The following is a 17,705-nucleotide window of genomic DNA, read 5'->3' on the forward strand; positions in this document are numbered from 1 at the left end:
AGGAAGACGCGGCAGGAAAAAAAATCCTCACATGCGAATGCAAAATATTCTCAAGTAGCGCTACTTACGTGCTTCGATACGGACCCTGCCGTCGGCCAGGGGCACGGTTTTCACCGGCAGCAAAGCAGGCAGTGCGTTAAGCAGCGCATCCGGGTCGTTGACATCGAGATTGCCGGAAACCTTCAGTTGCGCTACTGGGCCATCGGCCAACACCACGGCCTTGGGCCGATACAGGCTCAGCTCATCCAGCAGGCTGGCCAGCTCGCGGTTGCGAAAGGACAAGTGGCCGCTGCGCCAGTCGGCGACTTCGCCAGCGGCCAGGGTTTGCTGCTGCATGGAGCCCTTGGCGTAGCTGTAGGTCGCCCGTTGTTGAGCGCTGAGCAGCACGGCGCTGGCGTTCTGGTCGGGGGCGAAGGCGACGGTCCCGTGGGCCACGCTGACCACCAGTTGCTGCTGGCTGCGACGCACGTCAAACGCGGTGCCCACCACCCGCACGTCGGCCTCGCCTGCGCGCACGAACAGAGGCCGCTCCTTGTCGGGCGCCACCTCCACGTACAACTGGCCTTGGTCCAGGTGAATCACGCGGCGATGGGCATCGAAGTCCACCCGTAAGCGGGTGCTGGCGTTGACGTACAAGGTGCTGCCATCCGGCAGGTCCAGGGTGCGCATGCCTTTGGCCTGCGCCGCGACCTCGGTGTGATAGAGCCCACGCGGGGCCCCCAGGTTGCTGGCGAGCAACGCGCAGACCAGCGCGGCAGCCACCGCCAGCGCCGGGCGCCAAGGCGCGGGTTTGCGTGTGGGCAGGGGCAGGGGTTTGTTCAGTTGCTGCAGTTCGCCAAGGTCGGCCCACAGCTGTTCGAATTCGGCGTAGGCGCGCGCATGGGCCGGCACGGCGTGCCAGGCGGCGAAGGCCTTGCGGTCCTGCGTGCCAACTTCGTTGCGATTGCGTGCAAACCAACTGGCTGCCTGGGCATCGATGGTGTCGTGCTCATCAATTCCGTGGCCGTCGCGGGTGCTCAAGCGGGTCATTCTGGCTGCTCCTTGCCCGGGTCTTTTTGAAGTCGCTGCTTGCAGTGCAGCAGGGCAAAGGCGATGTGCTTTTCCACCATGCTGATCGAAACGCCCATGCGCTCGGCGATCTGCGCCTGGCTCAGGCCTTCGAAGCGGTGCAGCATAAGGGCTTCTCGCCTGCGGGGCGAGAGTTCGGCGAGGACTTCTTTCAACTGTTCCAGGCGTTGGATGCGTTGAGCGGCGGCCATGGGATCGTTTTGCTCGTCGGTGACAGGCTCGGCGTCCCATTCGGCCTGTTGATGGTGGACGCTGTGCCGCACCTTCTGTTTGCGCCAATGGTCACGCAACAGGTTGCGTGCCATCTGAAACAGAAAGGCCCGTGGCTGCTCGACCTTGGTCCGGTCGTTGTAGTCCAGCCATTGGGTAAAGACATCCTGGGTCATGTCCGCCGCGTCGCTGGCGTTGTCCGTGCGTTTGCGCAGGTAATGCAGGATGTCTGCATAAAACCCGCGAAAGGCGTCGGCCGACAACGGGTCGGGCTTGAAACGAGACATGGATATCCTTCTTGACGCAGCACGCTGCAGAAAAGTCGCGAATGATATCGAGAACTATTGCTATTTGTCTCCGTAAATTTAAAGACCCCTGCGATCCAATGTGGGAGCGGGCTTGCTCGCGAAAGCGGTGTATCAGTCGATAAATGTATTGGCTGATCGACCGCATTCGCGAGCAAGCCCGCACAGGGTTGTGGTTTAGCTCAATGAGGTCAGCAGTTTCTGCAACTGCGCCTGGCCCGCCATGTCCAGCGGGAACACCGGCAGTCGCGGATCACCCACCTCCAGCCCGGTCATGCGCAAACCTGCCTTGATCGTCGCCGGCAAGCCACCCTTGAGGATAAAGTCCAGCACCGGCAACTGACGATAGAACAGCTCCCGCGCCCGGTTGAGGTCATTGGCCAGTACCGCCTGGTACAGGTCCAGGTTGAGCTGTGGGATCAGGTTCGGCGCAGCGGTGCACCAACCCTTGGCCCCGGCGGCGAAGGCTTCCAGGGCCAGGGGGTTGCAGCCGTTGTAGAACGGCACCTGGCCTTCGCCCTGGCGGTACAGCTGGTGCATGCGCTGGATATCGCCGGTGCTCTCCTTGACCATCGTCACGTTATCAACGCTGTTGACGATCCGCAGGATCAGCTCCACGGACATATCCGTGCCGCTGGTGGCCGGGTTGTTGTAGAGCATGATCGGCACACCGACGCTGTCGCCAATAGCCGCGTAGTGCGCAAGGATCTGCGCTTCACTGAGCTTCCAGTAGGACGTCGGCAGCACCATCACCACATCAGCGCCCTCGGCTTCGGCAAAGCGCGCGCGGCGCACGGCCTTGGCGGTGGTCAGGTCGGACACGCTGACAATGGTCGGCACGCGCTTGGCGACCTTGCGGATACTGTAGGCACTGACTTCATCCCACTCGGCATCGCTCAGGTAGGCGCCTTCGCCGGTGCTGCCCAGCGGGGCGATGGCGTGCACGCCGCTGTCGATCAGACGGTCGATGGAGCGGCCCAGGGCGTCGAGGTCAAGGGTGCTGCCGTCGGCGCTGAACGGGGTGATGGTGTAGCCGATAATGCCGTGAATAGTTGGGGTGGACATGGAATGTCTCCGGTCGAAAAAGGCTTCAGTTCAGGCAATCGGCGTGTTGGCGCAGGTTCTGCCGAGCGTAGTAGTTGAACGCGGCGCCGTGGCGCTTGGGCTTGGAGATCCAGTCATGGGCCTCGCGTCCCAACTGCGGCAGGATCGGCTTGACGGTACCGGCGGCCATGGCCAGCAATTGCAGTTTGGCCGCCCGTTCGATCAGTTGCGCGATCACACAGGCTTCTTCGATGGTGCTTCCAGTGGACAACTGGCCGTGGTGAGACAGCAGGATGGCGCGCTTGTCGCCCAGGGCCTCGGTGATGATTTCGCCTTCTTCATTACCCACCGGCACACCCGGCCAGGCTTCGAGGAATGCGCAGTCTTCATACAGCGGGCACAGGTCCATGTGCGACACCTGCAGCGGCACTTCGAGCATCGACAGTGCGGCGATGTGGGTCGGATGGGTGTGGATGATGCAGTTCACATCCGGCCGGCCACGATAGACCCAGCTGTGAAAACGGTTGGCCGGGTTGGGCATGCCGTGGCCTTCCAACACCTCCAGGTCTTCGTTGACCAGCAGCAGGTTGCTGGCAGTGATTTCATCGAAACCCAGGCCCAGTTGCTGGGTGTAGTAGGTGCCAGGCTGCGGGCCACGGGCGGTAATCTGCCCGGCCAGGCCCGAGTCGTGGCCGTTCTCGAACAGAATACGGCAGGTCAGGGCCAGCTTTTGCCGGTCGGTCCACGTATTATCCGCCAGGGTACTTTGCATCTGGGTCAGCGCTTGCTTGACCAGTTGGTCTTTGGGGAGTGCTAATGTCTTGGCCATATCGGTGTCCTTTGGGTGGTTCAATGGACGTCGATTTGCGGGTTCCCGCTGCTCGCAAGGTCGTTGGGTTCTGCAAATGACACTAAAGAGGCTATATGACACTTTGTGTCATTGGCAAGCAATAATCATCGCATCCTGCTTGGATTAAACGCTGCGCATGTCTATCCGTTTGAAATTATTGAGAAAAAAACTCGGGGTCACCTTGGAGGCATTGGCCGAAAAATCCGGGATGACCAAGAGTTACCTGTCCAAAGTCGAACGCGGCCTGAACACCCCGTCGATTGCCGCCGCGCTGAAACTGGCCAAGGCGTTGAACGTCAAGGTCGAAGAATTGTTCAGCGAAGACAGCGTCAGCCTCGACAGCTACAGCCTGGTGCGCAGCCATGAGCGACCTGATACCTCGCCGGGTTATGCGGTACTGGCCCATCAGGTCAGCGAGCGCAGCCTGCTGCCGTTCATCATCTACCCGCCGTCGGAGTTCAGCGACAAGACCTTCAAGGAGCATGTGGGGGAGGAGTTTTTGTTTGTGCATGAAGGCCGGGTGGAAGTGGACTTCATGAGCGAGCGGGTGCTGCTGGAGCGCGGCGATGCGCTGCACTTCAATGCGCAAAAGCCCCACCGGATCCGTTCAGTGGGTGAGGTGCAGGCGCAGTTGCTGGTGGTGGTACACAGCGCCGAAGAATAGGCCTGGAACGCGGTCAAGGTAGGAGCTGGCTTGTGTGGGAGCGGGCTTGCTCGCGAAAGCGGTGTGTCATTCAACACATCCAGCGTCAGACCCACCGCTATCGCGAGCAAGCCCGCTCCCACATGGGGTCTCCAGTTAGGCTGGGATCAGTGCTCGACCGGCACCGACAATGCCGGCTTGCCCAGCGCATGGCTGCGCGCCGCAAAGAACCTGAGCTCCACCTCCATCCCCTCGAACAGCGCGGCATACCGCCGCTTTTGCTGCTGGATAAACCCGTCGCTGCGGCCAAACACCGAGATCGCCAGGGTCTTGATCCGCGACCGACGAATGGCCTCCACCAAGTGCTCGTCCTGTTCGCTCAGGTGATGGCCAAAGATGCACAGCGCGCCTGCCTGCCCCAGCAACTGTTCATAGCAGAACGACAGGTAATCCGAACTGCGAATGCTCTTGAGCTTCTCGCTGCTGGGGCCTTCGTTGATAAACAGCGGCACATCGTCGAGGGTCTTGATGGTGTTGTTGATGGCAAAGCTGCTGAGCAACGTGCTGTCGGTGGACGGCAATTTACGCGCCGAGCCATCCAGGTTGCGCACCAGATGCAGGCCACCGTGCAGGTACAGAATGCGCGTCGCGGTGGTGGCGGTGTCGCGCAGGTCAAAGCGTGAATCGGCGCCGCGAAACAGGTCGTCGATGCCCGGTGTGTGCAGGATCGACCAGTAGTTGAGCAGGTCGTAATTGCTGGTGAACACCGTCTTGTAGCTCGCCAGTTCCTGATTGATTGTGGCCAGGGTCGAGGGCTGCACCAGGCGCCAGGGGATATGCACGGCGTGGATGCTATTGATCAGCGCTTCCTTGATCGCGTAGTAGCGATTACGTGGCGCGGCGGAGCTGACGGCCAGGGCCTTGTTGACGCGGCTGGTGGTTTTCAGGGCGCCCAGCACCTGCTCGAAGCTACGGGTCTGCATCGCGTCAAACACGCTCAATTCGGAAGCGCTCAAGGGCTTCTCTTCGACGGTGCGCGCGTTTTCAAACAGCGAGTCGTAGGCAAAATCTTCCCATACCGCACGACTGGCACCGTTGCCGATCAGGATCGCGGAAAAGGCGGTGCTGCTGCGCAGTGCGGTCCAGTCTTCAAGGGCGGCGTCGATATCCTGGAAATCCTTCATTGCGGCGGGTCTACTCAAAAACGGCTGGGCGGTGACTTTATCACGGGCGGGCGTTGATCTTGGTCAAGATGCCGCAGGCGGGTGGGGTTGATGCTGTAGGCATCAACGTATCCCCGAGGGTTCACCATGAGCAGCACGTTCTTCATTCCCGCCGTCAACATCATGGGCATCGATTGCCTCGACGAAGCCATGAGCGCGATCCGCAACTACGGTTTTCGCAAGGCGCTGATCGTCACCGACGCGGGCCTGGCCAAGGCGGGCGTGGCCCGCATGATTGCCGAGAAATTGGCGATGCAGGACATCGATTCGGTGCTCTACGACGGCGCCAAACCCAACCCCAACGTGGAGAACGTCGAGAACGGCCTGGCGTTGTTGCAGGCCAGTGGCTGCGATTTCGTGGTGTCGTTGGGCGGCGGTTCGCCCCATGACTGCGCCAAGGGTATCGCCCTGTGTGCCACCAATGGCGGGCATATCGGCGACTACGAAGGTGTCGACCAATCGAGCAAGCCGCAACTGCCGCTGGTGGCCATCAACACCACCGCCGGTACTGCCAGCGAAATGACCCGTTTTTGCATCATCACCGACGAAACCCGCCACGTGAAAATGGCCATCGTCGACCGTAACGTCACGCCATTGCTGTCGGTCAACGACCCGGCGCTGATGGTCGCCATGCCCAAGGGCCTGACCGCCGCCACCGGTATGGACGCGCTGACCCACGCCATCGAAGCCTATGTATCTACTGCCGCCAACCCGATCACCGATGCGTGCGCGATCAAGGCGATCGAACTGATCAGCGCCAACCTGCGCCTGGCGGTGCGTGACGGCAGCGACATGGCGGCCCGTGAAAACATGGCCTACGCGCAATTTCTGGCGGGCATGGCCTTCAACAACGCCTCCCTGGGTTTTGTCCACGCTATGGCCCACCAGTTGGGCGGCCTTTACGACTTGCCCCATGGCGTGTGCAACGCGGTGTTGCTGCCCCACGTGCAAAGCTTCAATGCCAGCGTCAGCGCGGCGCGCCTGAGCGACGTCGGCCGCGCCCTGGGTGTGACCGACAAACACGCCAGCCCCGAAGAAGGCGCGCAGGCGGCCATCGCAGCGATCCGCTGCCTGTCCCAGGACGTTGAAATCCCGGCCGGCCTGCGTGAGCTGGGCGCCAAGCTGCAAGACATTCCGTTGCTGGCGACCAACGCCCTCAAGGACGCCTGCGGCCTGACCAACCCACGGCGCGCTGACCAGCGGCAGATCGAGGAGATTTTCCGCAGCGCGTTTTGAGTCGAGCAGTGGCAAGCTTCAAGCGACAAGCTGTTAATCTGAGCAGCTTGTACTGCTCTTAACTTGAAGCTTGCCACCGAGGCCCACCCTTATGAGAGTTCTGCTATTCGGCGCCACCGGCATGGTCGGCCAGGGCGTGTTGCGTGAGTGTCTGCTGGCCGCTGATGTGCAGGAAGTGGTGGCGGTGGGGCGCACGGCGTTGACCCAGGAGCATGGCAAGCTGCATCAGGTGTTACACGCTGATATGTTCGACTTCCAACCCTTGGAGCATTTGCTGCAAGGCTTTGATGCCTGCCTGTTTTGCCTGGGGGTGTCGTCGGTGGGTATGGATGAAGCCACCTACACCCGCCAGACCTACGACCTGACCCTGGTCGCCGCCAGCACCCTGGCGCGGCTCAATCCGCAGATGACTTTTGTGTATGTGTCCGGCACGGGCACCGACAGCTCCGAGCAGGGCAAGGTGATGTGGGCGCGGGTCAAGGGCAAGACCGAGAATGCCTTGCTGCGCCTGCCGTTCAAGGCGGTTTACCTGTTCCGTCCGGGGATCATCCAGCCGGTGCATGGCGTGCGTTCTAAAACCCCGCTTTACCAGACAATCTACAACCTGATCGGGCCGCTGCTGTCGTTGGTGCGTCGTGTGCGGCCGGCGTGGGTCGTGAGTACTGAGACCGTCGGACGGGCGATGCTGGCGGTGGTCCGGCATGGCGCGCCGCAAGCGGTGATCGAGCCCGCCGAGATCCACCGTCTGGCCGCTGAGCGAGTGTGATGTTGTCCAAAAGCCTGATCCGTCGCCTGGATCTGATCACCTTGCAGCTGTTCGTCGCCGTGTACGAGGAGGGCACGCTGACCCGCGCTGCAGCGCGTGAATCCATTGCCGTATCGGCCGCCAGCAAGCGTCTGGTGGATCTGGAAAAAATGCTGGGCCTGACACTGTTTGTGCGCCAGGCCAAGGGCATGAGCCTCACTGCGGCGGGTGAAACCTTGTTGCATCACGGCCGGCAGATGCTGTTCAACGTGCAAAAGATGGGCCTGGAATTGGGCGAACACAGCCATGGCGTGCGTGGGTATGTGCGGATGCTGGCCAACCTGTCGGCGATCATCCAGTTCCTGCCGGAAGATTTGCGCGACTTCACCGCGCTGCATCCGCAGCTCAAGACCGACCTTGAAGAACGCCCCAGCACGGGTGTGGTTCAAGGTGTGCTTGACGGTGTGGCGGACTTGGGGATCTGCTCCAGCGATACCGATACCAAGGGCTTGTTCAGCGTGACGTATCGCCGCGACAACCTGATGGTGCTGATGCCGATGGATCACCCGCTGGCCGACCGCGAGGGGTTGTCGTTCAGCGAAACCCTGGGCTGCGATTATGTCGGCCTGCATGTCGCCAGTTCGATCAATATGCGTACCCACGCAGCGGCGCGGGAGGCCGGCAAGATGCTGCACCTGCGCATCCATGTGCCGGGCTTCGATGCGATGTGCCGCATGGTCCAGGCCCACATGGGCATCGGCATCCTGCCGCAGAAAGCCTATGAATTGTTCGGGCGCTCGCTGGGCCTGCAGGCGGTCCCGCTGACGGATGAATGGGCGGTACGCCGTTTGGTCCTGGTGGTGCGCGATGAAGCCGCGCTGTCGCCGGTCAGCCGTTTATTGTTTGAATATCTACACGCCTCTGAGGGTGCGGTCTGACGGAATGGTCTGTCGGCTCATTCCCTGGTCGTTCGCGTTTTGCGAACGCTCGTTGCCAATTGAAGGTTGGATTTACCCCTTCACCGTCCTCTAGCCTGGGTTCACATTCCAAGCACAAGAGGTACGCCCTATGACGGCTCCCCTGAGCGGTATCAAGGTGATCGAGATCGGCACGTTGATTGCTGCGCCGTTCGCCGCCCGGTTGATGGCCGAGTTTGGTGCCGAGGTGATCAAGATCGAATCCATGGGCCAAGGCGACCCGCTTCGCAAATGGCGAAAGCTGCATCAGGGCACCTCGCTGTGGTGGTATCTGCAATCGCGCAACAAGAAATCCCTGGCCCTGGACCTCAAGTCAGCCGAAGGCCTGGCGCTGGTCAAGCAGTTGCTTGGCGATGCCGATGTGCTGATCGAGAACCTGCGCCCTGGCGGCCTGGAGAAACTCGGCCTGGGCTGGGACGTGTTGCATGCCCTCAACCCCAGGCTGACCCTGGTACGCATCTCCGGCTACGGCCAGACCGGGCCTTATCGCGACCGCTCGGGTTTTGGTGCAATCGGCGAAGCCATGGGCGGGATTCGCTATACCACTGGCAACCCCGATTCACCGCCGGCCCGGGTCGGGGTCAGCCTCGGCGACTCCCTGGCTTCGTTGCACGGGGTGATCGGCGCCTTGATGTCGCTGCTGCGGGTCAAGACCGGGCAGGGCGATGGGCAGGTGGTGGACGTGTCTTTGGCTGAGAGTGTGTTCAACCTGATGGAAAGCCTGGTGCCGGAATACGACATGCTCGGCCATGTTCGTGAACGCAGCGGTGGCGCCTTGCCCGGTATTGCACCGTCCAATACTTACCTGACTGCCGACGGCGCCTATGTGGTGATCGCCGGTAACAGTGACCCCATCTACAAACGGCTGATGACTGCCATTGGCCGCATCGATCTGGCCGAGGACGAGGCCTTCGCCCATAACGACGGCCGTGCGGCGCAAAGCGGCCTGCTGGATGCGGCCATCACCCATTGGACCAGCAGCCTGCCCATCGAACGGGTGCTCGATGCCTTGCAGGCGGCCGAGGTGCCCGCCGGACGTATTTATTCGGTGGCTGATATCGTCGCCGATCCGCACTATCAGGCCCGGGGCATGCTGCTCAACGCCGAACTGCCTGGCGGGTTGACGGTGAAGATGCCGGGCATTGTGCCCAAACTCTCGCAAACCCCCGGCGCCGTGAACTGGCAAGGCCCCAGCCTGGGCCAGCACACCGATGAAATTCTCGGCGGCATGGGCCTGGCCGAGGCTGATATTCAGCGCCTGAAAAACGCGGGAGTAGTGCAATGATCGTTGATTATTCCGACCCACTGATTGTGCAGGAAGTCTCGCCCAGGGACGGCTTGCAAATCGAGCCGGGCTGGGTCGAGACCGCCGATAAAATCAGCCTGATCGACCAATTGTCCCAGGCCGGTTTTTCGCGCATCGAGGCCGGCTCCTTTGTCTCGCCCAAGGCTATTCCCGCACTGCGGGATGGCGAACAGGTATTCCAGGGGATTCGCCGTCGCACCGGGGTGATCTATGTGGCACTGATCCCCAACCTCAAGGGCGCCCAGCGTGCAGTTGCCTCTGGCGCGGATGAGTTGAACCTGGTGCTGTCCGCCAGCCAGACCCACAACCTGGCCAACCTGCGCATGCGCTGCGAAGCCTCGCTGGCGGCCTTCGGCGAGGTGGTGAATTTTGCCAGCGATTACCCGGTAAGCCTCAATGGCAGTATCGCCACCACCTTCGGTTGCCCGTTCGAAGGCAAGATCGACGAGGACCGTGTGTTGCACCTGGTGGACGCCTATCTCGAACTGGGCGTCCAGGGCATCACCCTGGCCGATACCACCGGCATGGCCAACCCGCGTCAGGTCCGGCGCCTGGTCAATCGGGTGTTGCAGCGTGTGCGCGCCAGCGATTTGACCCTGCATTTTCACAATACCCGTGGCCTGGGGTTGTGCAATGTACTGGCGGCCTACGAGGCCGGAGCCCGGCGTTTTGATGCGGCCCTCGGCGGGCTCGGCGGTTGCCCGTTTGCACCGGGGGCGTCGGGCAATATCTGCACCGAAGATCTGGTCAACTTGTGTGAAGAAGTTGGCATCCCCACCGGTATCGACTTGCCACATCTGTTGCAGATGTCCAGGCAATTACCGGCGCTGCTCGGCCATGAACTGCCTGGCCAGGTGGTCAAGGCCGGCCGCAACAGTGACCTGCATCCGCCCCCGGCGTATATCGCCACCCTGTGAGCCTCACCCAGACAACAAAAACAATTCGGACGCCTGTGGGCAGTCCCCCTGGAGAAACACATGAAGCCAAAGACTATGGAGGCCGGCGTACGCCCGGCCGTTGAGCCCGATGAAATGAAAGCCCTGGTCAATAAGGTCGCTTGGCGCCTGATGCCATTGATCATGGTGTGTTATCTGTTCGCGTTTTTTGACCGTATCAATATCAGCTTCGCCAAGTTCCAGTTGCAGGCCGATCTGGGGTTGAGCAACACCGCCTACGGCTTGGGCGCGGGGTTGTTTGTGATGGGCTATGTGATCTTCGAAGTACCGAGCAACATGATGTTGTACCGGGTCGGTGCCCGACGTTGGATCGCCCGGATCATGGTGTCATGGGGCCTTGCCACGGCGGCCATGGTATTTGTGACGGCCGAGTGGCAGTTCTACACATTGCGCTTTCTGATCGGCGCCATGGAAGCCGGTTTTGCGCCGGGGGTGCTGTATTACCTGACCTTGTGGTTCCCCCAGGATTTCCGCGGGCGGATTACCTCAATGCTGTTCCTCGCCTCGGCGTTTGCCGGGTTGGTGGGCGCGCCGTTTTCCGGCCTGGTGCTGGAACACATGGATGGCGTGCTGCAACTGCGCGGCTGGCACTGGTTGTTCCTGCTCGGTGGCTTGCCTTGCGTGGTGCTGGCATGGATGGTTTTGACCCAGCTCAAGGACCGCATTGAAGATGCGCCGTGGCTGAGCGCTGAAGAGAAAGCCCTGTTGTCGAGTCGCATCGCGGTGCATGAAGTTCACAAGAAAGGCTCATTGCTCCAGGCCCTGAAAATTCCCGGTTTCCTCACGCTGGGGTTGATCTACTTCCTGATCCAGGTGGCATCCTATGGCCTGAACTTCTGGGCGCCGCAACTGATCCGCAGCACTGGCGTCCAGAGTTCGGTCACCATCGGTTTTCTGACGGCGATTCCGTACGTCTGCGGGGCGATCAGCATGGTGGTGATCGGACGTTGGTCGGATGCAACCGGTGAGCGGCGCAAGTTTGTCAGCGGCCTGGTGGCACTGGGTGCCGTGGGCTTCTTCTGCGCCGGGATCTTTGATGACCACACGACATTCCTGATCATCGCCCTGGGCCTGTTGGGCGCCGGTATTATCGCCTCGATCCCGACCTTCTGGACCTTGCCTCCCAAGCTACTGGCCGGTGCCGGCGCAGGTGCAGCGGGCGGGATTGCCTTGATCAATACCCTGGGCCAACTGGGCGGCATTGTCAGCCCGGTAATGGTCGGGCGCATCAAGGACATCACAGGCAGCACCACCCCGGCGCTGTATGTGATTGGTGTGTGCGCGTTGATTGCGGCGGCGCTGTTGCTCTGGGGCTTGCCACACCTATTGCGCACCTCCGACAAGCGCTGAACCCTCATCCCACGGCGGTCAACGCCCTGGTCGGTGCGGCACTGAACTGAATCAACGCCACCCCCCCGATCAACATCAGCACCCCGAGCAAACGGGGTGCTGTCAGTTGCCGCTCCACCAAGCCAAACAAGCCAAAGTGATCAAGTAACAACGAGGCGAGGACCTGCCCGCTCAGGGCCAGGGCGATAAATCCGGAGGCGCCGAGCTTGGGCAGCAGGACCAGGGCCAGGGAGATAAAACACACGCCGAATGCGCCGCCGGTCCACATCCACAGTGGGGCCTTGCTGATAAAACCCAGGCTTGGCAGCGGCAACCTTAACGCCAGAATTACCGGCAGCAACACCAGGATACTCACCAGCAGCGAGGCCAGGGTCGCCCACAGCGGATGCCCAAGGCCGCGCCCGAGGTTAGCGTTGATCGCGCTCTGAAACGGCACCACCGCCCCGGCAATCACCGCCAACAGTAACAAGCCCAGCCAATGCAACGTGGTCATGATCAATCTCCCAAAGGTTTTACTGGACTCTACGGTATTCGTCGCGCAGATTTAAATTCCAAGTTCTTATGCTGAACATGCACCATATGAATGATCTGCGCCGTATCGACCTCAACCTGCTGGTGATCCTCGACGCGTTGCTCAGCGAGCAGCACGTCACCCGCGCCGCCGAGCGCCTGCACCTGAGCCAGCCGGCGGTGAGCCATGCACTGGCACGCTTGCGGGACCTGCTGGGCGACCCGTTGCTGGTGCGCCAGGGCAGTGGCCTGGTCGCCACCGCTCGTGCACTGGAACTGGCGGCGCCCTTGGCCGATGCGCTGGCCCAGGTGCAGTCGCTGCTGGCGCCGAACCGTTTCGAACCAGCGTCGGCCAAGCGCACTTTTCGTTTGGCCATGTCCGATTATGGCGCGGCGCTATTGTTGCCTGGGCTGGCAAGGGCGCTGCGCGAGCAGGCGCCGGGGATTGACCTGGCCATCACCCACGCCAGTCGTGAGGGCATGCAAGAAGGGGTGCTCAGTGGCGAAATCGACCTGGCCGCCGGGGTCTTTCCCGACCTGCCAGCCGAGTTGCGCAGCACGCCATTGTTCCAAGAGCATTACGCCTGCCTGGTGGACCGCGATAGTTTGCCCGCCGATGGTGTGCTCGACTTACCCACCTACCTGGCGCGGCCCCATGTGTTGCTGGAAATGCGCGGCAGTGGCACCCCGGAAATCGAACGGGCGCTGACCGCGATCCGTGAGCGGCGGCATGTGGCGATCAGCCTGCCGCATTGGAGCGTCGCGCCGCAGTTGATCCAGGGCACCGACCTGATCCTTACCGTGTCCTCACAGGGGCTGCTGAATATCGATCCGCGGCGTCTGCTGGTGGTACCGCCACCGTTTCATATTCCGTCCTTCGGTTTTGTACTGGCCTGGCATAAACGCCGCGGCGGGGACGGCGCGTTACAGTGGTTGATCGCGCAAGTGCAGGACGTGCTGGCCAGGCGTGGAACCTAGCATTGCAGTGTGGGGTGGATTGTGCACAATCGACGCGCCCCCACTATTTTCTGAGCGTGTTACCCATGACTTCATCATTGTTGTTTGCCGTCATTGCCTCGGGCTTTATCTACGGCATCACGCCGGGTCCAGGGGTGCTGGCGGTATTTGGCATTGGCGCCGCGCGCGGCCGGCGGGCCGGGGCCGGTTTTCTGTGCGGGCACCTGTTGGGCGATGTGGTGTGGTGCAGCACCGCGCTGGTGGCGATTGTCGGCGCGCGGGAAATCGGCAGCAGCGCGTTTGATGTGCTGGGTGTGCTCAGCGCCCTGTATCTGTTTTGGCTGGGCATTCGTGCGATTCGTACCCGCAACCGCAGCGACGAGTCGCCCCAGGGTGCAGCGCGCCAACCGTTCTGGCACGGCATCCTGTTTGGCCTGACCAACCCCAAGGCATATCCCGTGGCCGTGGCTACATTCACTGCGTTGCTGTCGAGCCGGGCCGAGTTGCTGACCTGGGGCATGTTGCCGTGGTTGATCGTCCTGAGCTTTTTTGGCGGCCTGCTGGCCTATGGGATCCTGATCGCAGTTGTCGGCGCGCGGCAGGTGCGTGCGGTGTATCAGCGCCATGAAGTGTTGATCACCAAGCTGTGTGGCGTGATGTTTATCGGCTTTGCGCTCAATGCCCTGGCCCATGCGTTGCCGGGCTTGCTGGGTAGTAAAACTGCCTGACGCCACACGACCGTTCGTCGCACCAACAAGTTTTTTCTAAACCTTTGCCGCCCTGAAAATTCAGATTCAGGGCGGGGCTCGTTCCCCGGCATGTATTTATTACCTGGAGGAACCCATCATGAGCCGCACGGCTATCCGGTTACGCACCGCCACTTTCGCGATGCTGCTGGGCCTCGGCGCCAGCAATGCGCTCGCCCAAGGGCCTGCCGAATTCATCGAACAAGCCTCGGCCAAAGGCATGGCTGATATCGAAACCAGCCGCATGGCCCACGCCAAGACTTCGTCCCAGGAAATCAAGGACTACACCATCGAGGTCATCAACGAACGCACCCTGGCCAACCAGCATTTGGCGGCCATTGCGAAAAAACTCGACTTGCCGGTGGCGCCTCGCGACCAGATCGCCGACAAGGCCGAAACCCTGATGCCTGAACTGACCGATGGCGATTCGTTTGACGCCGCCTACACGGCCCAGCAGGTCAAGGCCAACGAAGATGCAATCGCCTTGTTCAAGCAGGAAGGCGCTGCGTCGGAGATCCCCGAAATCAAGGCATTGGTCGATGAGACCTTGCCTAAGCTGGAAACCCGCCTGGAAAAAGCCCGGGCGCTGGCGTCGTCCTACGGCAAGAGTCGTCGCGGCGACGGTTGAGGGAGGTTGCGCTCCCGAGAACGGTGGTTGGATTGAACTCCAACCGCCGTTTTTTTATGCCGCTTGACCGTTCGGCGGGCCAACCGTGGGGGTATCGAACCCAGGCCCGGGCCGATGGGTCACTGTCTTATCACCCCGTTGAATGGACGCACGACCATGAACCTTACCCGTACCCTTTGCCTGGCCTGCTGCCTGGTACTCCTGCAGGGCTGCTTCGACAGCTCGAACAACGAAACCCAGGACAATACCGATGGCAGCAAATCATCCGTGCAAATGAAGGATTCCAAGGCCGACCAGCCATAGCGTCATCAAAACAGCGACCGGGTCGGCTCGCCGTCCTCCAGCGTGAGCAGGTACTGCTTGGCCTCCAGGCCACCGGCAAACCCGGTGAGCCGGCCCGACGCACCAATCACCCGATGGCAGGGCGCGACGATTGAAATCGGATTGCGCCCATTGGCGGCCCCCACCGCACGCACCGCTTTCGGGCTGCCAATCTGCGTGGCTATCTGGCTGTAGCTGCGGGTTTCGCCGAAGGGAATGGTCAACAGCGCGGCCCAGACTTTTTTCTGGAATTCGGTGCCTTCGAAATCCAGTTCCAGATCGAAGCGGTCGCGGGTGCCGGCAAAATATTCATTCAACTGGCGTTCCGCCTGCAGCAGCGCTGGGTTGTCATCGACCTCCACCAACTCGCCCAGGCGCACCCGGTTGGCGCGCTCGGTTTCCCACAAGATGGCGGCGAGCTTGCCGTTGCGTGCGACCAGGGTCAATTGGCCGACGGGGGAGGGCATGAGTTTGTATTCACACGGCATGAGCGGGCTCCTTGTTGGGCGGACCATTTAGTGGACAGGTTGGCACTTTAGCGCTCATCGCAGCTGCGTGAACTACGTTTCTTGCGGTCAAATTCGGTAGCGTCACCGCTCTTGTTGCAGAACTTTCAGCGCTGCCGAAGCCAGGAACCCGGAGCGGCTTTTTTCTTCCGGGTGATGCAGCACGTATTCATCAATGCGGTTGAGCAGATAACCCGGCAAGGTGATGTTGAGTTTTTGCGCCTTGCCCAGGTACTTGGTCACATCGATGTCCACTACCGCCCAGATGCAGCCGGCGTACAGAGGGTTGGCCGCGTGGTGGGTGACTTTTTGCGCGCTGGGAATGGGCGCGCCATCTTCCGCCAGCAGCTCGAAGTGACCTTCTATGGCCTCCCGTGCCATGGCCATGGCGTCATCCAGGTCATCTCCGGCAGAGAAACATCCAGGAATGTCGGGGACTTCCACTCCCCAGGCGTGGTCGTCGTCACCCGTTGAAATTGCAATCGGATACAGCATGTTCGTGGTTCTCCCTGGAGCGCTCAACCGAGCAGAGCTTGTTTCAAAATGCTCTTGGCGGTCTTGTCCAACAGCTCTTTCCGGGGATGGGGAATGGTCACCAGCCCAGGCTTGGTTGGATGTTTGAAATGATGATGGCTGCCCCTGACGCGTGCCAGATACCAGCCGTCTGCAACGATATGGCCTATCAAATATCGGCTATCCACATCACCTCCTTGTGGTGTGTTGGTAGTGACTATAACCACTGAAAAAAAATTATCAACACTCTACCTACCAAACGGCAGCGGCAAGTCGTTCAAGAAGTGTATGGGGGAACGCCGGGGCTGCCGGCTGGAGGTATTACACGGTTTTGCGGGTGGGGGCGGCTGAGCAGGCTGGGATTGATGGGTAAAATCCGGGCGTAAAAAAACCGGCTCCATGAGCCGGTTTTTTATCATTCCCCGCTAAAAACAATTTGGCGTGGGAACACAATGATGTGGAGCGGGTAGAGGGAATCGAACCCTCAACTAAAGCTTGGGAAGCTTTCGTTTTGCCACTAAACTATACCCGCTCAAAGCGGCTGACTTTGTACCAGATGTGCGCGGCGATTTGAAGTTTTTCTTTGAAAAATGTGCAAGTTGCGAGCGTCCGTCCAAACTTTCAGCCAACCCTGGGCAGCCACACAGCGTCATACCCGCCCAGGGTCCAGCCTTTAAATCGCCAGTGCATGCACAGCCTGTCCCTGGTGATACCGCAGTCGACTCACCGACTGTTGCGGTTTCAAAAAGCCCATCAATGCCTTCCGGCTGTCGTTGCACGCGGCCTTGTGCTCCATGTCCAGGAAGTGCCCGGTGGCCTGGATGGTGCCAAAGCTGCTGTTGGCCACATGTTGGCCAAACAGTCGGGCATCCTCGGCGCTGGTGTATTCGTCCCATTCGCCATTCAAGAACAACACCGGAATGTCGATCTGCCGCGCAGCCTTGAGGTAGCACTGGCGGTCGCTGTTGAGGACCTGGCTGATGTGGAAGTGCATCTGCCCATACTCGTGCTCGGCCAGGGTGCTGACGTGCCGATAGTTGAAGCGCTTGAACAGCGGCGGCAGGTGTTTGCCGATGGTGCTGTTGACCAGGTGCCCGACGCTGTGGCGGTCGAGGCTGCCGAGGTAGTCGACGCCGCGCTCCAGGTAGTCGCGCATCGGCGCGTTGATCACCGGAGAGAACGAGCTGATGACGGCCTTTTCCACTCGCCGAGGCCGCTGGGCAAGGGCGACGAGGGTGGCGACACCGCCCCAGGAGAAGGACAGCACATGTTCGGCGGCGAAGTGCTCGATGAGTTCCAGGAGGATCTGGCCTTCACTGTCCTTCGTCAGCATTTGCTCATGACGGTTGTGGGCTTTGGAGCGACCGGCGTAGGGCTGATCGTACAAAACCACGTTGAACTGCGGATACAGGCTTTTCACGGTCTGGGCAAAAGACGCGGTGGTGGCCATGGAGCCGTTGACCAGGATGATGGTCTTTTGAGCAGCCTCCGCGCGATAGAACTCCGTGTAAACCCGATACTGACCCTGTATATCCAGCACAGCGATTTCTGGCCTCATGTCGTAAGACTCCTGGCAAGCGGGTGGTGCGCGCAGATCACTCTGCACGAGCT

At 60.9% G+C, this 17,705-nt stretch carries 21 protein-coding genes and 1 tRNA gene; 11 read left to right on the top strand and 11 right to left on the bottom strand.

Annotated features, from left to right (window positions below; all coding sequences use genetic code 11):
* Window positions 1-60: 60 nt before the first annotated feature.
* From GDV60_RS07300 to GDV60_RS07315, 4 genes are all read right to left on the bottom strand, one after another.
* Window positions 61-1,029: a FecR domain-containing protein gene (locus tag GDV60_RS07300; RefSeq protein WP_070995793.1), complete on the bottom strand. Its 969-nt coding sequence runs from the start codon at window positions 1,027-1,029 to the stop codon at window positions 61-63.
* Window positions 1,026-1,565 (bottom strand): RNA polymerase sigma factor, encoded by a 540-nt coding sequence (locus GDV60_RS07305; RefSeq protein WP_092234170.1) that lies wholly within the window; start codon window positions 1,563-1,565, stop codon window positions 1,026-1,028. Before GDV60_RS07305 ends, GDV60_RS07300 begins: the two co-directional genes overlap by 4 nt.
* A gap of 195 nt (window positions 1,566-1,760) precedes the next feature.
* Entirely contained in the window at window positions 1,761-2,648 is an 888-nt protein-coding gene (locus GDV60_RS07310) for a dihydrodipicolinate synthase family protein (RefSeq protein WP_092234173.1), read from the bottom strand.
* A 25-nt stretch (window positions 2,649-2,673) separates the two neighbouring features.
* Entirely contained in the window at window positions 2,674-3,456 is a 783-nt protein-coding gene (locus tag GDV60_RS07315; protein ID WP_029299117.1) for an aldolase, read from the bottom strand.
* A 157-nt stretch (window positions 3,457-3,613) separates the two neighbouring features.
* Here GDV60_RS07315 and GDV60_RS07320 point away from each other — a divergent pair, with 157 nt between their 5' ends.
* A complete protein-coding gene (locus GDV60_RS07320) occupies window positions 3,614-4,141 on the top strand; it encodes a helix-turn-helix domain-containing protein (RefSeq protein WP_029299116.1) in 528 nt (175 codons plus the stop codon).
* Between the two features lie 146 nt (window positions 4,142-4,287).
* Here GDV60_RS07320 and GDV60_RS07325 read toward each other — a convergent pair whose 3' ends face one another.
* Window positions 4,288-5,304: a DUF4917 family protein gene (locus tag GDV60_RS07325; protein ID WP_159906735.1), complete on the bottom strand. Its 1,017-nt coding sequence runs from the start codon at window positions 5,302-5,304 to the stop codon at window positions 4,288-4,290.
* Window positions 5,305-5,430: 126 nt separating this feature from the next.
* Between GDV60_RS07325 and yiaY the strand changes: the two genes are divergently transcribed.
* From yiaY to GDV60_RS07355, 6 genes are all read left to right on the top strand, one after another.
* On the top strand, window positions 5,431-6,579 hold the full coding sequence (yiaY, locus tag GDV60_RS07330) for an L-threonine dehydrogenase (protein WP_029299114.1): 1,149 nt from the start codon (window positions 5,431-5,433) through the stop codon (window positions 6,577-6,579).
* Window positions 6,580-6,670: 91 nt separating this feature from the next.
* Complete coding sequence (locus GDV60_RS07335) at window positions 6,671-7,345, top strand: NAD-dependent epimerase/dehydratase family protein (RefSeq protein WP_159906737.1); 675 nt, start codon at window positions 6,671-6,673, stop codon at window positions 7,343-7,345.
* Window positions 7,345-8,262 (top strand): LysR family transcriptional regulator, encoded by a 918-nt coding sequence (locus tag GDV60_RS07340; RefSeq protein ID WP_029299111.1) that lies wholly within the window; start codon window positions 7,345-7,347, stop codon window positions 8,260-8,262. The genes GDV60_RS07335 and GDV60_RS07340 overlap by 1 nt, the downstream gene beginning before the upstream one ends.
* Before the next feature lie 130 nt (window positions 8,263-8,392).
* Window positions 8,393-9,586, top strand: a complete 1,194-nt coding sequence (locus GDV60_RS07345) for a CaiB/BaiF CoA-transferase family protein (protein ID WP_159906739.1) — start codon at window positions 8,393-8,395, stop codon at window positions 9,584-9,586.
* A complete protein-coding gene (locus GDV60_RS07350; RefSeq protein ID WP_159906741.1) occupies window positions 9,583-10,524 on the top strand; it encodes a hydroxymethylglutaryl-CoA lyase in 942 nt (313 codons plus the stop codon). Before GDV60_RS07345 ends, GDV60_RS07350 begins: the two co-directional genes overlap by 4 nt.
* 60 nt (window positions 10,525-10,584) lie before the next feature.
* Complete coding sequence (locus tag GDV60_RS07355) at window positions 10,585-11,913, top strand: MFS transporter (protein ID WP_029299108.1); 1,329 nt, start codon at window positions 10,585-10,587, stop codon at window positions 11,911-11,913.
* A gap of 4 nt (window positions 11,914-11,917) precedes the next feature.
* Here the strand turns inward: GDV60_RS07355 and GDV60_RS07360 are convergent, their stop codons facing one another.
* Complete coding sequence (locus tag GDV60_RS07360; RefSeq protein ID WP_029299107.1) at window positions 11,918-12,406, bottom strand: DMT family transporter; 489 nt, start codon at window positions 12,404-12,406, stop codon at window positions 11,918-11,920.
* Between the two features lie 68 nt (window positions 12,407-12,474).
* Between GDV60_RS07360 and GDV60_RS07365 the strand changes: the two genes are divergently transcribed.
* The 4 genes from GDV60_RS07365 to GDV60_RS26530 all read left to right on the top strand — a co-directional run bounded on the left by GDV60_RS07365 (window position 12,475) and on the right by GDV60_RS26530 (window position 15,057).
* On the top strand, window positions 12,475-13,401 hold the full coding sequence (locus GDV60_RS07365) for a LysR family transcriptional regulator (RefSeq protein ID WP_159906743.1): 927 nt from the start codon (window positions 12,475-12,477) through the stop codon (window positions 13,399-13,401).
* A 65-nt stretch (window positions 13,402-13,466) separates the two neighbouring features.
* Complete coding sequence (locus GDV60_RS07370) at window positions 13,467-14,108, top strand: LysE family translocator (RefSeq protein ID WP_029299105.1); 642 nt, start codon at window positions 13,467-13,469, stop codon at window positions 14,106-14,108.
* A 118-nt stretch (window positions 14,109-14,226) separates the two neighbouring features.
* Complete coding sequence (locus tag GDV60_RS07375; RefSeq protein ID WP_029299104.1) at window positions 14,227-14,754, top strand: DUF4142 domain-containing protein; 528 nt, start codon at window positions 14,227-14,229, stop codon at window positions 14,752-14,754.
* Between the two features lie 156 nt (window positions 14,755-14,910).
* Window positions 14,911-15,057, top strand: coding sequence for a hypothetical protein (locus GDV60_RS26530; RefSeq protein WP_166647832.1), 147 nt, complete (start codon window positions 14,911-14,913; stop codon window positions 15,055-15,057).
* Between the two features lie 5 nt (window positions 15,058-15,062).
* Here GDV60_RS26530 and GDV60_RS07380 read toward each other — a convergent pair whose 3' ends face one another.
* The 5 genes from GDV60_RS07380 to GDV60_RS07400 all read right to left on the bottom strand — a co-directional run bounded on the left by GDV60_RS07380 (window position 15,063) and on the right by GDV60_RS07400 (window position 17,652).
* Window positions 15,063-15,563: a methylated-DNA--[protein]-cysteine S-methyltransferase gene (locus GDV60_RS07380; RefSeq protein WP_159906745.1), complete on the bottom strand. Its 501-nt coding sequence runs from the start codon at window positions 15,561-15,563 to the stop codon at window positions 15,063-15,065.
* Between the two features lie 102 nt (window positions 15,564-15,665).
* A complete protein-coding gene (locus GDV60_RS07385) occupies window positions 15,666-16,076 on the bottom strand; it encodes a type II toxin-antitoxin system HicB family antitoxin (RefSeq protein WP_070995801.1) in 411 nt (136 codons plus the stop codon).
* A 23-nt stretch (window positions 16,077-16,099) separates the two neighbouring features.
* Window positions 16,100-16,282 (bottom strand): type II toxin-antitoxin system HicA family toxin, encoded by a 183-nt coding sequence (locus tag GDV60_RS07390; protein ID WP_029299101.1) that lies wholly within the window; start codon window positions 16,280-16,282, stop codon window positions 16,100-16,102.
* A 270-nt stretch (window positions 16,283-16,552) separates the two neighbouring features.
* Window positions 16,553-16,626, bottom strand: a tRNA-Gly gene (locus GDV60_RS07395).
* A gap of 141 nt (window positions 16,627-16,767) precedes the next feature.
* Entirely contained in the window at window positions 16,768-17,652 is an 885-nt protein-coding gene (locus GDV60_RS07400; protein ID WP_029299099.1) for an alpha/beta fold hydrolase, read from the bottom strand.
* Window positions 17,653-17,705 lie beyond the last annotated feature (53 nt).

Source organism: Pseudomonas sp. DTU12.1, assembly GCF_009873475.1.
GTDB lineage: Bacteria > Pseudomonadota > Gammaproteobacteria > Pseudomonadales > Pseudomonadaceae > Aquipseudomonas > Aquipseudomonas proteolytica.

What these genes read in the sequence shown, in the direction of transcription:
- GDV60_RS07355 (WP_029299108.1), top strand. Translation starts at nt 10,585, where the DNA reads ATGAAGCCAAAGACTATGGAGGCCGGCGTACGCCCGGCCGTTGAGCCC.
- GDV60_RS07350 (WP_159906741.1), top strand. Translation starts at nt 9,583, where the DNA reads ATGATCGTTGATTATTCCGACCCACTGATTGTGCAGGAAGTCTCGCCC.
- GDV60_RS07320 (WP_029299116.1), top strand. Translation starts at nt 3,614, where the DNA reads ATGTCTATCCGTTTGAAATTATTGAGAAAAAAACTCGGGGTCACCTTG.
- GDV60_RS07380 (WP_159906745.1), bottom strand. Translation starts at nt 15,563, where the DNA reads ATGCCGTGTGAATACAAACTCATGCCCTCCCCCGTCGGCCAATTGACC.
- GDV60_RS07400 (WP_029299099.1), bottom strand. Translation starts at nt 17,652, where the DNA reads ATGAGGCCAGAAATCGCTGTGCTGGATATACAGGGTCAGTATCGGGTT.
- GDV60_RS07315 (WP_029299117.1), bottom strand. Translation starts at nt 3,456, where the DNA reads ATGGCCAAGACATTAGCACTCCCCAAAGACCAACTGGTCAAGCAAGCG.
- GDV60_RS07310 (WP_092234173.1), bottom strand. Translation starts at nt 2,648, where the DNA reads ATGTCCACCCCAACTATTCACGGCATTATCGGCTACACCATCACCCCG.
- GDV60_RS07305 (WP_092234170.1), bottom strand. Translation starts at nt 1,565, where the DNA reads ATGTCTCGTTTCAAGCCCGACCCGTTGTCGGCCGACGCCTTTCGCGGG.
- yiaY (WP_029299114.1), top strand. Translation starts at nt 5,431, where the DNA reads ATGAGCAGCACGTTCTTCATTCCCGCCGTCAACATCATGGGCATCGAT.
- GDV60_RS26530 (WP_166647832.1), top strand. Translation starts at nt 14,911, where the DNA reads ATGAACCTTACCCGTACCCTTTGCCTGGCCTGCTGCCTGGTACTCCTG.
- GDV60_RS07335 (WP_159906737.1), top strand. Translation starts at nt 6,671, where the DNA reads ATGAGAGTTCTGCTATTCGGCGCCACCGGCATGGTCGGCCAGGGCGTG.
- GDV60_RS07325 (WP_159906735.1), bottom strand. Translation starts at nt 5,304, where the DNA reads ATGAAGGATTTCCAGGATATCGACGCCGCCCTTGAAGACTGGACCGCA.
- GDV60_RS07360 (WP_029299107.1), bottom strand. Translation starts at nt 12,406, where the DNA reads ATGACCACGTTGCATTGGCTGGGCTTGTTACTGTTGGCGGTGATTGCC.
- GDV60_RS07365 (WP_159906743.1), top strand. Translation starts at nt 12,475, where the DNA reads ATGCTGAACATGCACCATATGAATGATCTGCGCCGTATCGACCTCAAC.
- GDV60_RS07345 (WP_159906739.1), top strand. Translation starts at nt 8,393, where the DNA reads ATGACGGCTCCCCTGAGCGGTATCAAGGTGATCGAGATCGGCACGTTG.
- GDV60_RS07375 (WP_029299104.1), top strand. Translation starts at nt 14,227, where the DNA reads ATGAGCCGCACGGCTATCCGGTTACGCACCGCCACTTTCGCGATGCTG.
- GDV60_RS07340 (WP_029299111.1), top strand. Translation starts at nt 7,345, where the DNA reads ATGTTGTCCAAAAGCCTGATCCGTCGCCTGGATCTGATCACCTTGCAG.
- GDV60_RS07385 (WP_070995801.1), bottom strand. Translation starts at nt 16,076, where the DNA reads ATGCTGTATCCGATTGCAATTTCAACGGGTGACGACGACCACGCCTGG.
- GDV60_RS07370 (WP_029299105.1), top strand. Translation starts at nt 13,467, where the DNA reads ATGACTTCATCATTGTTGTTTGCCGTCATTGCCTCGGGCTTTATCTAC.
- GDV60_RS07300 (WP_070995793.1), bottom strand. Translation starts at nt 1,029, where the DNA reads ATGACCCGCTTGAGCACCCGCGACGGCCACGGAATTGATGAGCACGAC.